The organism is Acidihalobacter sp. (assembly GCF_037381185.1).
Classification (GTDB): Bacteria; Pseudomonadota; Gammaproteobacteria; order DSM-5130; family Acidihalobacteraceae; genus Acidihalobacter_A.
Window position 1 is genome coordinate 52,546 of record NZ_JARRQY010000020.1, and the last position, 13,998, is coordinate 66,543.

The 13,998-nt window shown below is 61.9% G+C and carries 14 protein-coding genes and 1 tRNA gene; 11 read left to right on the forward strand and 4 right to left on the reverse strand.

Going from position 1 to position 13,998, the window contains the following annotated elements; genetic code table 11:
• The first annotated feature begins 11 nt into the window (after positions 1–11).
• A tRNA-Asn gene (locus tag P8014_RS08740) sits at positions 12–87 on the forward strand.
• A gap of 142 nt (positions 88–229) precedes the next feature.
• Positions 230–472, forward strand: coding sequence for a hypothetical protein (locus P8014_RS08745; RefSeq protein WP_337816929.1), 243 nt, complete (start codon positions 230–232; stop codon positions 470–472).
• Positions 473–562: 90 nt separating this feature from the next.
• On the opposite strand, the gene P8014_RS08750 is transcribed toward P8014_RS08745, so the two are convergent.
• The gene (locus tag P8014_RS08750; protein WP_337816930.1) at positions 563–1,456 is read right to left on the reverse strand and encodes a LysR family transcriptional regulator; all 894 of its coding nucleotides are present in this window, start codon (positions 1,454–1,456) and stop codon (positions 563–565) included.
• Between the two features lie 100 nt (positions 1,457–1,556).
• On the opposite strand from P8014_RS08750, the gene P8014_RS08755 reads away from it, so the two are divergent.
• Both P8014_RS08755 and P8014_RS08760 read left to right on the forward strand, forming a co-directional pair.
• Positions 1,557–2,159 (forward strand): NAD(P)H-dependent oxidoreductase, encoded by a 603-nt coding sequence (locus P8014_RS08755; protein WP_337816931.1) that lies wholly within the window; start codon positions 1,557–1,559, stop codon positions 2,157–2,159.
• Between the two features lie 29 nt (positions 2,160–2,188).
• Positions 2,189–3,046, forward strand: coding sequence for a pirin family protein (locus tag P8014_RS08760; protein WP_337816932.1), 858 nt, complete (start codon positions 2,189–2,191; stop codon positions 3,044–3,046).
• A gap of 59 nt (positions 3,047–3,105) precedes the next feature.
• Here the strand turns inward: P8014_RS08760 and P8014_RS08765 are convergent, their stop codons facing one another.
• On the reverse strand, positions 3,106–6,018 hold the full coding sequence (locus P8014_RS08765; RefSeq protein ID WP_337816933.1) for an FAD-binding and (Fe-S)-binding domain-containing protein: 2,913 nt from the start codon (positions 6,016–6,018) through the stop codon (positions 3,106–3,108).
• Positions 6,019–6,196: 178 nt separating this feature from the next.
• A complete protein-coding gene (locus P8014_RS08770) occupies positions 6,197–7,180 on the reverse strand; it encodes an alpha/beta hydrolase (protein ID WP_337816934.1) in 984 nt (327 codons plus the stop codon).
• A gap of 179 nt (positions 7,181–7,359) precedes the next feature.
• Here P8014_RS08770 and P8014_RS08775 point away from each other — a divergent pair, with 179 nt between their 5' ends.
• The 7 genes from P8014_RS08775 (at position 7,360) to P8014_RS08805 (ending at position 13,705) form a co-directional block, all read left to right on the forward strand.
• Positions 7,360–8,328, forward strand: a complete 969-nt coding sequence (locus P8014_RS08775) for a MurR/RpiR family transcriptional regulator (protein WP_337816935.1) — start codon at positions 7,360–7,362, stop codon at positions 8,326–8,328.
• A gap of 13 nt (positions 8,329–8,341) precedes the next feature.
• Positions 8,342–9,001 carry an ABC transporter permease gene (locus P8014_RS08780; protein ID WP_337816936.1) on the forward strand — a complete coding sequence of 220 codons (660 nt, stop codon included), beginning with the start codon at positions 8,342–8,344 and terminating at the stop codon, positions 8,999–9,001.
• Positions 8,994–10,031 (forward strand): ABC transporter ATP-binding protein, encoded by a 1,038-nt coding sequence (locus P8014_RS08785; protein WP_337816937.1) that lies wholly within the window; start codon positions 8,994–8,996, stop codon positions 10,029–10,031. Before P8014_RS08780 ends, P8014_RS08785 begins: the two co-directional genes overlap by 8 nt.
• Positions 10,028–10,801, forward strand: coding sequence for an ABC transporter permease (locus tag P8014_RS08790; protein ID WP_337816938.1), 774 nt, complete (start codon positions 10,028–10,030; stop codon positions 10,799–10,801). The genes P8014_RS08785 and P8014_RS08790 overlap by 4 nt, the downstream gene beginning before the upstream one ends.
• 142 nt (positions 10,802–10,943) lie before the next feature.
• Positions 10,944–11,897, forward strand: a complete 954-nt coding sequence (locus P8014_RS08795) for a glycine betaine ABC transporter substrate-binding protein (RefSeq protein WP_337816939.1) — start codon at positions 10,944–10,946, stop codon at positions 11,895–11,897.
• A 70-nt stretch (positions 11,898–11,967) separates the two neighbouring features.
• Positions 11,968–12,807, forward strand: a complete 840-nt coding sequence (locus P8014_RS08800) for a nitrilase-related carbon-nitrogen hydrolase (protein WP_337816940.1) — start codon at positions 11,968–11,970, stop codon at positions 12,805–12,807.
• Between the two features lie 16 nt (positions 12,808–12,823).
• Entirely contained in the window at positions 12,824–13,705 is an 882-nt protein-coding gene (locus P8014_RS08805; protein ID WP_337816941.1) for an amidohydrolase family protein, read from the forward strand.
• Positions 13,706–13,723: 18 nt separating this feature from the next.
• Here P8014_RS08805 and P8014_RS08810 read toward each other — a convergent pair.
• Positions 13,724–13,998, reverse strand: a 275-nt coding sequence (locus P8014_RS08810; RefSeq protein ID WP_337816942.1) for a phosphoribosyltransferase family protein, incomplete at its 5' end; no start/stop codon positions are given.

Consider the following 13,998-nt stretch of genomic DNA (forward strand, 5'->3'; position numbering starts at 1 on the left):
GGTCTCGCAATTCCCCAGTAGCTCAGTTGGTAGAGCAGGTGACTGTTAATCACCGGGTCCGTGGTTCGAGTCCGCGCTGGGGAGCCAGATGACATAAGGGCTTGGCGTAAATCGCCAGGCCCTTTTTGTTTCCCCCTCCCGAATGAAATTCGGAATGACTCAATCCTCCTGTCATCCCGTACCGTAGAGCGTCACTGTCGGGACAGGCGCTTCACTGAGACAAACTGCTATGTACAACTTATTGACGCTGTCACTGGAAGACGAGAAGCAAGCCCAAGAAACGGCGCGCCGATTGACACATTGCGATACCGAAAGTCCGATTCGCGTCAGCGTTCGCGGCAACGTGGTTTCCGTCGATGTCAGCAATCCTCTGGCCGTAGGCATTATCGAAACCATCGGATTGGTGTCGGACTTCATCAAAAAGCACACCACGAAGACCAAGCGACGTTTCGTCCAGCCGGCATCACTGTAAGCTCCCTCTACCGGTCGGGAGATGCAGTAAATCCGACCGATCCAGACCTCACCGGAGCATCGCCTCTACAAAAGGCGATCACAGGTCATTTCAACTCGCCCCGACAGCCTCTCGGATAATCGCCGTCAGACGACGCACCCCGGGACCGGCAAGATCCGGCTCGGCCACTACCAGAAACAGCTCAGCTACGCTCTCCGCCCCTTCCCGCAGAGGAAGACGCTTGAGCGTACCCGCTGCCAGTTCGTCGCGAATATGCTCTTCGGGCAGCCAGGCGAAACCATAGCCCGAGCGCACAGCCTCTATGGACGTCGCCAGATGCCCGACGGTCCAACGCTGCTCGACCTCCACCGACAGCTCCTGAAGATCGCGTTTGACGCCGGAATCGCGCACCACCACATGAAGATGCGCGCGCAGATCCCGATAGGTCAATTCCCTGCCCACACGATGCAGAGGGTGCTCCGGATGAGCCACCGCCACTATACGCATCCGCAGCAGCGGATCCCCCAGAAACCCCGGTGGTACGCGTGGACTAATCGCAATATCAGTCCGTCCCTGTAGCAGCGCTTCGGTGGTGCCGCCCAACACCGACTCTATGACCTCTATACGCGTACCTGGACTTTCCGTCCTGAAGCGCGCAAGACTGTCCAGCAACAGCCGCGGTGGAAACAGGATCTCCGTGGCCAGGCGAATTTCGGCCTCCCAGCCGGCCGACAACAGCTGTGCCGCACACTCCAGCTCTCGAGCCTCCTCGACCAACGCCACAGCCCGGCGGTATAGCATTTGCCCCGTGGGCGTGAGCACCGCTTTGCGCCCCTCGATTTCGAAAATCTTGACGCCCAACTGCGACTCGATCTTCTGCACCGCATAGGTCACGGCCGATTGGCTCTTGTGCAGAGCCGCAGCGGCCTGTGCGTATCCCCCCGAATCCACTACGGCCTGCAGACTACGCCAATGTTCCAGGGAGATGCGTGGGATTCTTGACATATCCAATAATTAGATAAATTAAAACAGATATTTCTATTTTATTATTTTATCAGTAGATAGCTTAATAGATTGCATCATTCAACCATACGAAACGGAAACCATGAAAAAGCTCTTGCAGATCAATGCCAGTCTCTTTTCCAGCGACGGCCAGTCCAGCCGTCTCGCCAACCAGTTCGTCGCTGCCTGGCGCGACCGCAATCCCGACAGTGAAATACTAACCCGCGACTTTGCCCGCGAGCCGATTCCGCACCTTGACGCCGACCGCTTCCAGGCATTTCTGACGCCGGCGGACGCACGTTCGCCCGAACAGACGGAGGTGGTCGACTTCTCCGACATGCTGATTCGTGAACTCAGCGAAGCGGATGTCGTCGTCATCGGTCTGCCAATGTACAACTTCGGCATTCCCTCTACGCTGAAGGCTTACTTCGATCACGTCGCCCGCGCCGGAATGACCTTTCGCTACACGGAGAACGGGCCCGAAGGGCTACTGCAGGGCAAGAGGGTATACGTGCTCGCCGCCCGCGGTGGGTACTATGCAGGCACAGCACTGGACAGCCAGACCGGCTACATGCGCGATTTTCTCGGCTTTCTGGGCATGACGGACGTCGAATTCGTCTACGCCGAAGGCCTCAACATCGACGAATCCAGCAAGCAGACATCACTGGCCGAAGCCGAACAGCGCCTCGCCAACCTGGTGGCCTGATCTTCGCTCCTCTGACGGAGGATCTCCCCATGACACCCCGTACACTACAGCAGATCATTCGCTCCATGCCGACCACCGATGGCGGCGGCGTCAGGCTGAGGCGGAGCCTTGGACAGACTCAGGGCGCACGCGTCGACCCCTTCCTGATGCTGGACGAATTCTCCTCCGAAAACGCCGACGACTACATCGCCGGCTTTCCAGATCATCCGCACCGCGGCTTCGAAACGGTCACCTACATGCTCGACGGGCACATGCTGCACGAGGACCACCTCGGCAACCGCGGCGACCTCAGAAGCGGCGGAGCGCAGTGGATGACCGCCGGCCGCGGGGTGATCCACTCCGAAATGCCTCAGCAGGAAAGCGGACGGATGCGCGGCTTTCAGCTCTGGGTAAACCTGCCCGCACGGGAGAAGATGAAACCGGCCAGTTACCGCGACATTCAGCCCGAGGAGATCCCGAGCGCCCCGTTGCCCGGCGGTGGACAGATCAAGGTGGTTGCCGGCACCGCGAACGTGGGCGAGCAGCAGGTCGCGGGGCCGATCCAGGGCCTGAGCACGGAACCACTGTTCCTCGACGTGCGCTTGCCCGCCGGCGGGACGTTTATCCACCTCGTGGAAGCCGGACACAACGTCTTCGTCTATCCGTTCGAAGGTTCCATCCGGATCGGACCGGCCGAAGCCGCGCATACGCTGGAGGCGCAGGACGCCGGCGTGCTCACGCCCGGCGACACCGTGGAGATAAGCGCGGGCGAGCACGGCGCGGCCTTTCTGCTTCTGGCCGGCAAACCGTTGCGCGAACCGATCGTCCAGTACGGACCGTTCGTCATGAACACGCGCGAGGAAATCGAGCAGGCGTTTCGTGACTACCAGAGCGGACAACTGGTTTGAAGATGAGTAGGCGGCGGGCATTCTCCGGGGTGTCCGTCCGCCTGACACTATCACAGCCGCTATTCGCTCGCCCCGCTGCCTTCCAGCGCACGCAACAACACCTCCGCACTGTGCAACGGCAGTCTGCCCGTAGCCTGGAACACCTGTTCCCGACAGCTGTAGCCGTCGGCGATGATCAGCGTCTCGTCCGCCGCACCGCGCACTGCCGGCAGCAGCCGCTCCTCACCGATGCTCATGGAGACTTCGTACTTCTCCACATCGAAGCCGAAGGCGCCGGCCATGCCGCAGCATCCCGCATCGAGCATGGTCACATCCAGTCCGGCATCGCATAGCACGGATTCCGTGCTTCCCATGCCCATAACCGCCTTCTGGTGGCAGTGTCCGTGCACCAGGGCTTTGCCCTGCATACCTTTGAAATAACCACCCTGTTTTTCGAGAAATTCCGGCAACAGAAACACCAGTTCGCTCAATCGCCGGGCCCTTTTGTCATCCGGAAAAAAATTCAACAACTCGTCCCGGAAGGTCGCGACGCACGCAGGCTCCAAACCGATTACGGGCGTATCCGCATCGATGGCGTTAGCGAGCACCCGCATGCTGTGTTCCAGACGGTGGCGCGCGGAGTCCAGCATGCCGAAGTCGTATAGCGGCCGCCCGCAGCATACGAAGCCGCGCGGCACTTCGACCCCGAAACCGGCGGCATTGAGCACCTTCACCGCAGCATCCAGCGTCTGCGGATGGAAATGGTTATTGAAGGTGTCCGGCCACAGTACCACCTTGCCCCGGTTCGCAGCATCCCGGACTTGCGCGCGGAAGCTGCGGTTGAACGGGCGTCGGAACAGCGGAATGCTGCGCTGCGGCGCAATGCCCGCAACCGCCTTGAGTAGACGGGAAATGCCGGGCGCGCGGGTCAGCGCGTTGACCAGCCACGGCAGGCGGCCGGCGATCCTCGCCCACTGATGGATCAGGCCGATGGTATAGGCCTGCGGCGGACGCCGGTGATGTTGATGATAGTGGTGCAGGAATTCGGCCTTGTAGCTGGCCATGTCGACCTGCACCGGGCATTCCGCCCGGCAGCTCTTACAGGACAGGCACAGGTCCAGCGACTCCTTGACGTGAGGATCGTCCCAGCCGCCGCTCAGCGGATCGCCCTGCACCATCTCGAACAGCATGCGTGCACGACCGCGCGTCGAATCGCGCTCCTCGCGGGTCGCGCGGTAGCTCGGGCACATCACGCCCCCCTCGTGCCGACGACACTTGCCGGCGCCGACGCAGCGCCCGGCGGCCTTCGCGAAGCTGCCCTCGTCGCGGTAGAAGGACATCACGGTCGGCGGATCGGCCGGCCGGTAGTCGGGGCCGGTACGCAGGTTCTCGTCGAGCCGGTATGGATCGACGAGCTTGCCGGGATTCATACGGTTGTGCGGATCCCAGATCGCCTTGAATTCGCGGAAGGCCTGCATGATCTCGGCGCTGTACATGCGCGGCAGCAGTTCGGCCCGCGCCTGGCCGTCACCGTGTTCGCCGGACAGCGAACCGCCGTACTTGACCACCAGATCGGTGGCCTCTTCCATGAAGGCCCGCCACTGCGCGAGCCCCTGCTCCGAATGCAAATCGAAAGTGACCCGACCATGGATGCAGCCGTCGCCGAAATGGCCGTAGAGCGAGGAGCGGTAGCCGTAGCGCTCCAGCAGCTTGCGGTAGTCGCGCAGATAGTCGCCGACCTGTTCCGGGTCGACTGCAGCGTCCTCCCATCCTGGATAGGATTCGGGCTCGCCGGGCACCGCATTGGTCGCCGCCGCGCCGTTCTCGCGAATCGACCAGACGACACGCTGGTCGCGCGGGTCGGCGAACACTTCGCCGCCGGTCAGCGCGCCTATCGTGCGCTGACCGGCCAGCGCGGCCTGCGCCCTGTCCAGCGCCTCCTCGCGGGTCTCGCCGCCGAATTCGACCATTAGCCAGGCATCGCCACCGGGCAGCAAACGGATGGCGCCCAGTTCCATGCCCTTCTTGCGCATGTCGTTGATGATGTTCTCGTCGAGTCCCTCGACGCATAGCGCACCCTGCTCCACCAACTTCGGGGCATGATCGGCTGCCACGCAGATGTCCGCATAGCCCAGCACGAGCAGAACGCGGTGACGCGGACTGGGCACAAGGCGTGCCGTCGCCGACAGCGTCACCACGCAGGTACCCTCGGTGCCGACCAGCGCCCTGGCGACGTTGAAGCCGTTCTCGGGCAGCAACTCCTCCAGATTGAAGCCCGACACGCGCCGGCGGATCTTGGGAAACTGCGCGCGGATCGCATCCGCGTAACGGTCGCGCAGCGCTTTCAGGCCGGCATAGATTTCGCCCTTGCGCCCGCCTTCGTGGATGATCGCCTCGAGTTCCGGCTCCGGGGTAGGTCCAACCCGCATGCGCAAACCGTCGTAGGTCAGGATCTCCAGCGCTTCGATATTCTCCGCGGTCTTGCCCGCCATGACCGAATGCGCACCGCAGGCGTTGTTGCCGATCATTCCCCCCAGCGTGCAGCGGCTGTGAGTGGAAGGATCGGGGCCGAAGGTCAGCCCGTGAGTCTCAGCAGCATCTCTAAGCACGTCACACACCACACCGGGTTCGACCTCGGCGGTCCGGGCCTGCGGATCAAGCGTCAGCACACGATTCAGGTACTTGGAGGTGTCCAGGACGACCGCGACGTTGCAAGTCTGCCCCGCCAGACTGGTACCGCCGCCACGCATCAGAATCGGCGCCTGGTGGCGCCGGGAGACGGCAACCGTTTCCACGATGTCGTCAACAGTGCGGGGAACGACGACCCCGATCGGCACCTGCCGGTAGTTCGAGGCATCCGTCGAATACAGCGCGCGGCTACCTGAATCGAAACGCACTTCTCCCGCGATGACGCCCCGCAACTCGGTAGCCAACGCCCCGGCCACCGTCTGCTCCCCTGCCGGGCCATCTGTTGAAAATTGCGTATTCGCCATCGGATTTCCCATCGATCAGTTCAACGCCGCTGGCACGGGACGGGCCAAACCTACATTGTGAAGCATCCACACGTACTCGGCACAGCGGCAAAAACACGGTCGGTCATCGCAGTTGCGACGGCCGACCTTTACGAAAACGACTATCGGGCCCCTGTGGTCCGGGCAACCTGACGGATGCTCAGTTACCCGCCGTGGATGGTACGGCGCGCAACACGGACGCGTCGGCCTGCTCCGCAGCCGAAACCGCAAGCTGCTCATGCCCCGAATGCGGCAGCGCCTCCTGCAGCCAGGAAGTCAACACCTGCATGGCTTCCGCATGCAGGGGGTGTCCGACCTCGATCCAGTCGAGATGCGTCGCATCCGGAAGCTCAACCAGCACTTTGGGCTCGGCAGCATGCGCGTAGAGACTGCGGGCCTCGTCGATCGGATGCAGGCCGTTGCGGGTGCCGTGCATGATCAACAGCGGCCGCGGACTGATCTTGTCTGCCACCTTCTCAGGCTGAAAGCGGTAATAGGCATCGGCGGAATATAGATACATTTCTATGCCGAAACGATCATGCTTGGCATACATCTCGCGATCCACGTCCGCGCGTGTAACCGGCTCGAGCGGTACGATATCCCAGGGACTGACCCGCTCCGCTTCGCCCGTTAGCACGCGTCGGACGCGATCGGCCTTGATGCGATCCTGCATCGCCAGCCACTCCGGATACGTACGCGAATCGCGCACCGCCCGGCCTCCGTCACCGATACCGCTGAGGCAGGCCACCGCCGCCACGCGTTCATCCTCGGCTGCAGCCTGTACGACGACGCCACCACCGAATCCCCAGCCGACCAAGGCCACGCGGGAGGCATCGATCTCGGGCTGCTCGAGAAGATAGGTCACACCATTCAGGGCATCCTCGACCTGTTCAGACGGGAGCAGGCGACCACGATCGCCATCGCTGGTACCAAACCCCCGGTAGTCGAACGAGAAGCAGGCGATTCCCGCTGCCGTCAGCGCATTCCAGAACTTTTCCGGAATCAGTTCCTTGAGACCCTGATAACCGGAACAGAACACGACCGCAGGATAACCCCGTTCGTTGGCCGGGGGCACATCCGGAAGCTGCAGCAACCCGTCGAGCCGCACGCCATCGCTGTAAAACTCACATTCACGCGCCTTCACTGTAATCACCTTCTCTGGTTTGGGGGGTAGACTCCAAATCCAGTATGATTCAATTGAATTTAGTTATCAATAAAAAGACTCATATGATTCTTATTGTTTCCATGCAGCCCATCGCCGCCTCATTAACCGCCGGACTTGACAGCCCAAAAAGCGCACCCTATCGTTCAGCACGACTCTACATGAATAATTTGATTCAAATGACTTCGACTCAGGGTGATTTCTTCACACGCTTGAGAGCCGCGCACAGCACGCTCTCGCCCAAGACGCTGGCGGTCGCCCGCTTCGTCGAAGCACATTATTTGGACGCGGCATTCATGAGCACGCGCGAGCTGGCGGAAGCGGCCGGCGTCAGCCTAGCCACGGTCGTTCGTTTCCCGCGCGCTCTGGGTTACAGAGATTTCGACGCCCTGCGCGCCGCCCTGCAGGATCAGGTCAATATCGACCTGACGGGGGTCGAGCGGCTGCAAAGCCTGCCGAGCGGCAATACATCGTCAGCGGCATTGCTGCGCCGCATCATTGACGAGGAGATGGAAACCCTGCGCGCGCTCGCACACAATTTTTCCGAGGCGCAGTTCGAACGCTTTGTGGACAATCTCCACGACGCACAGCAGGTGGTGATCCTCGGTTTCCGTTATGTCGCACCGCTAGCCGACTATCTTGCCTACTCCTTGAACAAGATTCGCCCCGGGATCGAGGTATACACCCAAGCCGATTCAACGCTATACGACAGAATCGCCCAGCTCGAAGACACAGACATCGTTCTCGGTATCGGCTTCGCCCGCTATCCGTCCGACCTGATACATCTGCTGCATTTCGCCCATGCCCGCGACCGACGCATTCTGTGCATTACCGACAGCACGCTGTCGCCGTTGCTGCCGCTGGCCCACGTCAGCCTATTCAGTCGCGGCACGATTCAGGATTTCGTCGGTTCGCTCGCAGCCCCCGGTGCACTGATCAACTGCATCGCCTCCGAACTGGGGCGCCGACTCGGCGACAAGGCCATGTCCCGTCTTGCCGCAGCGGAAAAGGCTGCGCAGGCCGGTGGCATCTACGCCGGAGGGAAACCACCCGCCAGAACCGGCGACACTTGGCGCAAGTCCATTTTGCGCCGTCCTCGCGGCACCCAGCCCGAACGCCATAACGAATAACGGAGCCTGACCGATGATCTCAGCCGGGCAGTTCTACAGTTACCTGCAGTACCGCTGGCCGCATCTACTGGGCCTGACCATCGAACACATCGTGGTCGTCACGATTTCGATCATCATCGCATCGATCATCGCCGTCATGTTGGGCGTGTCCCTGTACCGAACCCGCCAGCCCGCCAACGCGGCGCTGACCATAGCCAACATCTTCGTCACCATCCCCTCCTTCGCCCTGTTCGGCCTGTTCATTCCCATCCTAGGCCTCGGCTACCCGCCCACGGTCACCGCCCTGGTGATGTACGCCCTGCTGCCGATACTGCGTAACACCATCGTCGGATTGCGCGGGGTCGATCCGGCAATTACCGAGTCCGCGCGCGGCATGGGGATGACGTCGCGCCAGATCCTTTGGCACGTGGAGCTGCGGCTCGCCTGGCCGGTGATCATCACCGGCATCCGCGTCGCGACGCTGATTATTCTCGGCATCGCCGCCATTGCCGCGTACGTCAACGGCCCGGGCCTGGGCAAGAACATCTTCACCGGTCTCGCCCGCCTGGGTACCGCTCAGGGCTTCGACCTGGCCTTGAGCGGAACGTTGGGCATCGTGATTCTGGCCGTTGTTTTCGATCTATGCCTGGCCTTGTTCGGCTGGCTCACCACACCCCGAGGAATGCATGACTGACCGAAAGCAAACCACCAGCGAAGAGGTCATGATCGGCCTCGAAGAACTGTGCAAGCGATTCCCCGGGCACGACGTAGCTGCCGTGGACAATCTCAGCCTGAACATCCATAGCGGAGAAATCGTCGTCTTCGTCGGTCCGTCGGGCTGCGGCAAGACCACCACCATGAAGATGATCAACCGCTTGATCGAACCGACTTCCGGACGCATCTTCCTGGAAGGAGAGGACGTCAGCCACGTAAACCCCGATCAACTGCGCAGGCGCATCGGCTACGTCATCCAGCAGATCGGTCTGTTTCCGCACATGACCATCGCCGACAACATCGCAGTGGTTCCGCGTCTGCTTGGCTGGGACAAGGCCCGCATTGCCCGCCGCGTGGACGAACTGCTGGACCTGATCGGCATCCCCCTGGAATACGGCCGCCGCTACCCGAAGGCGCTGTCCGGCGGACAGAAACAGCGCGTCGGCGTGGCCCGCGCGATGGCCGCCGACCCTCCCGTACTGCTGATGGACGAACCCTTCGGCGCCATCGACCCGATTACGCGAGAACGGCTGCAGAACGAATTTCTCCGCCTGCAGGAACGCATCCGCAAGACCATCGTCTTCGTCAGCCACGACATCGACGAAGCGGTCAAGATGGGCGATCGTATTGCGGTGTTCGGCGAACGCTCGCGCATTATCCAATACGACACTCCCGAGCGCATACTCACCGCCCCGGCCAACGACTTCGTCCGCGATCTGACCGGTAGCGGTGCAATGCTCAAACGTCTGGCACTGTCGCGCGTCTGCGACATCGGTCTGCGGGAAGTCGCTGCCGCGGCTGACGTCCAACCTACGGACACCATTCATCGCGACGCCACGCTGCGCGACGCCCTGGACAAAATGCTAACCAGCGACAACGACCGACTGGTCGTCGTCGATCACGAAGACACCCCCTGCGGCATGCTCGACTTCACGGACATGCGCCATGCGCTGCGCACGCTTAACATGCACAGCCGCTACGAGCCGTGCGACGCCGGTGAAATCTCATGAGCAGCGCATCGGACAGCCTTGCCGTCGGGTCCACGCCGAACGGCTGGCTGCAGCGCTGGCGCAGGCATTTCTACATGCCGCTGGCCCTGACCGGCGTATGCATCGCACTGTACATCTGGATCGACGGGATGCAGCTCGACAGCATAGAGCGTCGCAGTCTCAACGCGGCCGTCATCGGTCACTTGCTGTCGCAGCAGATCGCCATCACCGTGGTCTCCGCGATACTGGTCGTAGCCATCGCCGTTCCGCTGGGAATACTGCTGACGCGGCCCTACGCGCGGCGCCTGACCACGCCGATCATCAGCGTGGTCAACATCGGCCAGGCGGTTCCGTCCATCGGCGTACTGGTCCTGATCGCCATCTTCTATGGCCTGGGTTTCTGGCCTGCGGTCGCCGCATTCGTGCTGTACTCGATCCTGCCGGTGCTGCGCAACACCATGGTCGGCCTGGAGCAGATCGACCCCGCATACGTCGAAGCCGGGCGCGGCATGGGCTTGAGTTCCGCCTCGGTGCTGCTGCGCGTCGAACTGCCGCTGGCGATCCCCGTCATGCTGGCCGGCATACGTACCGCGCTCGTCATCCTCGTCGGCACCGCCACGCTGGCCACGTTCGTTGGCGCCGGCGGCCTCGGACAGCTCATCGTCACCGGCAACAATCTCGGGCGCACCAGCATCCTGGTCACCGGAAGCACTCTCTCGGCGGTGCTGGCACTGTCCGTCGACTGGCTCGCAGGGATCGCGGAGGAACTGTTGCGGCCCAAAGGCCTGTAAACACACGATCAACCAGGAGGAGAAGCCGCGCCAGCGTCCGCAAGAGGCACTACGCGCGCGGCACCATGGAGACAGACGCCCAACGGGCATCGTCCCAACGGCCGGGGCATTCCGCCCCTGGCCCTACCACTACGAGGGGAATATGAAGCAGCTCACACATAAACGCGTATCCGCCGTCATCGCATTCGCGCTGGCGGCCTTAACCTGCATCGCCACTCCGGCCTGGGCGGAGAAGCCCCTGGCGCAACGTGTCGACCTGTCAGGTGCCACCTTCACAGTGGGCTCCAAGGAGTTCACCGAGCAGCTCATCCTCGGCCAGATTACGATGCAGTTGCTGCAGGCCGCCGGCGCCCACGTCAACAACCAGATTGGCATGGCCGGCTCCAATGCCGTGCGCAAGGCGCTGACCTCGGGCAAGATCGACATGTACTGGGAATACACCGGTACCGGTTGGATCAGCTATTTGGACCACACCAGCGCCAACGGACAGGCCCACCTGTACAAGCAGGTCGCCGCGCAGGACCTGAAACAGAACGGCATCAAGTGGCTGCACCCCGCGAACTTCAGCGACAGCTACGGACTCGTCACCAATGCCAAGACGGCTGCGAAATACCATCTCAAGACGTTCAGCGACATCGGCCAGCTGATCAAGCAGCATCCGCAGGCCGCGTCCTTCTGCGTGGGCAACGAGTTTTCCCAGCGCGATGACGGCCTCCCCGGACTCGACAAGACCTATGGCTGGCACCTGCCCCAGGCGAACGTGCACATCCTGCAGGAGTCCCTGGTCTACCAGCAGGTCGCCCAGGGTCAGCGCTGCAACTTCGGCGATGTGTTCACCACGGATGGCCGCATCAAGGCGCTCAAGCTCGTGCTGCTGCAGGACAACAAGCACTTCTTCCCGCCCTACTACGCCGCGCTGACCATCCGCGACAAGGTCTACAAGCGCTATCCGCAACTTGCGAAGCTGTTCCGTCCGGTGTCCCAGGCGCTGACCATGAAGACCATGCAGGAACTCAACAAAGAGGTCGACGTGGATGGTAAATTCCCGCAGCAGGTGGCGCACCAGTTCCTGGTAGCCCATCACTTCATCAAGTAGAAACATGCGTAGTCCCGCCGGATGGTCCCGACGGGACTACGCATAAACGATAAAGGCGAGAAACGACGCAATGCGCATAGGCTTGGGACAAATGGACTGCCTGCTTGGTGACATCGAGAGCAATCTCGCCACCATGCACGACCTGATAAAGCAGGCGCTCCTCCAGGACGTCGACCTATTGGTATTTCCGGAACTGACGCTTACCGGCTACGCGATCGGAAAAGTGGAGGAGGACGTCTCGCTGCGGCCCGATGATCCGCGGATCCGGTCACTGCTGCAGGCGGCCGGCGAGCTGTCTCTGGTCTTCGGATTTCACGAGGACGCCGGACATCGCTCCTACAACAGCGCGGCCTACACCCAGGCTGACGAACTGGTGCACGTTCACCGCAAACTCTATCTGCCGAACTACGGTCCCTTCGAGGAACGCAAACATTTCAGCCCCGGCCAACACATGCGCAGCTTCTCCACCCGCCACGGCGATGCGGCGATGCTGATTTGCAACGATGCCTGGCAGCCGGTACTTCCGTTCATCGCGGTGCAGGACGGCGCCCAGTTGCTCATCATTCCCACCAACAGCTCCGAAAAACCAACTTCGGACGGTGTTGTCAACAACAGTTACTGGTATGAAATCGTCCGCTTCCACGCGCGTATCTATGAAAGCTACGTGATCTTCGTCAACCGCGTCGGACATGAGCACGGCTTGAACTACTGGGGCGGCTCGCACGTGGTTGCCCCCTCGGGCGAAACCGTGGCGCAGGCTCAAGGCAGCGAAGCCGGCTTGACCGTCGCCGACATCGATCTTGCCGAAGTCACCCGCTGGCGCCGGCGCGCCCCCCTGGTGCGGGAAGCGCGGCTCGCCATGCTCAGCCGCGAATTCGAACGCCTGGCGCAATCGGGCGGCGATCTCTAGGCTCCAGAGACATCCGATGACCGATTCCGACACTCCCCCTCTGCCACAGTGCGCACCGCCCCACCCGACTCCCAGCACACCCCAAACGCTGGCACCGCTTGGCGCGTGGGATTGCCACGCCCATATTTTCGGCCCCGTCGAACGCTATCCGCTGCATCCGACCCGCAGCTACGATCCCGCACCGGCCTCGCTCGAGGCATATCGCAACATGCTCTCCACACTCAACATCGAACATGCGGTCATCGTCCAGCCAAGCATCTATGGCACCGACAATCGCTGCACCGCCGATGCGCTGCGCAGCTCCGACGGTGCCTGGCGTGGCGTTGCGGTAGTCGATGCAGGGATTTCAACGCATGAGCTGCAGAACCTGCATGCCCTGGGTTTTCGCGGAGTGCGTTTCAATCTCCTGTTCATGGGGGGCACAGCACTCGATCAGCTGGAAACCATCGCGTGTAAGATCGCGCCGCTTGGATGGCATGTCCAACTACTGCTCGACGGACGTGAACTGCCAGCGCTGGCACCACGACTCGCCCGTCTGCCGACACCTTACGTCATCGACCACATGGGCCACTTCCCCACAATCGAAGGCATAGCTTCGGCCGCAATGAAACAACTGCTGCCCCTGCTTGAAAGCGGTCGGTGCTGGGCAAAGCTGTCAGGGCCGTACCGTCTTGTGCCGGGCGAACATCCTTATCCGGGCACCGTCGACATCGCCCGTGCGCTGGTGGAGCGCGCCCCACACCGACTGGTCTGGGGCAGCGACTGGCCGCATCCGTCAATTCGCCAAGCGGTACCTGACGACGGACGTCTATTCGAACTGCTGGACGCATGGGTCACCGACCGCGAAACCCGGCAGCGCATCCTGGTCGACAATCCACGGGAGCTATACGACGCCTGAAGCGATCATGCGCAGGATTCAAACTCTCTCGCCTGGATGCCGTCGCAGAATATCGACCACCTGCGCGTCGCTCACTTCCGAAAAATCCGCGTAGTACTCACCAACGGCGTAGAAATCCACCGGCGCGTCCAGGCACACGACCTCGTCCGCAGCCACATTCAAGCGAGCAAGGGTATCGGAAGGCGCTACACCCACCGCGGCTATCACACGCTCTGGCTTGCTGCGCCGCACACTGCGCAATGCGGCAAGCAACGTAGCGCCGGTCGCAACGCCATCGTCAACCACGATCACTA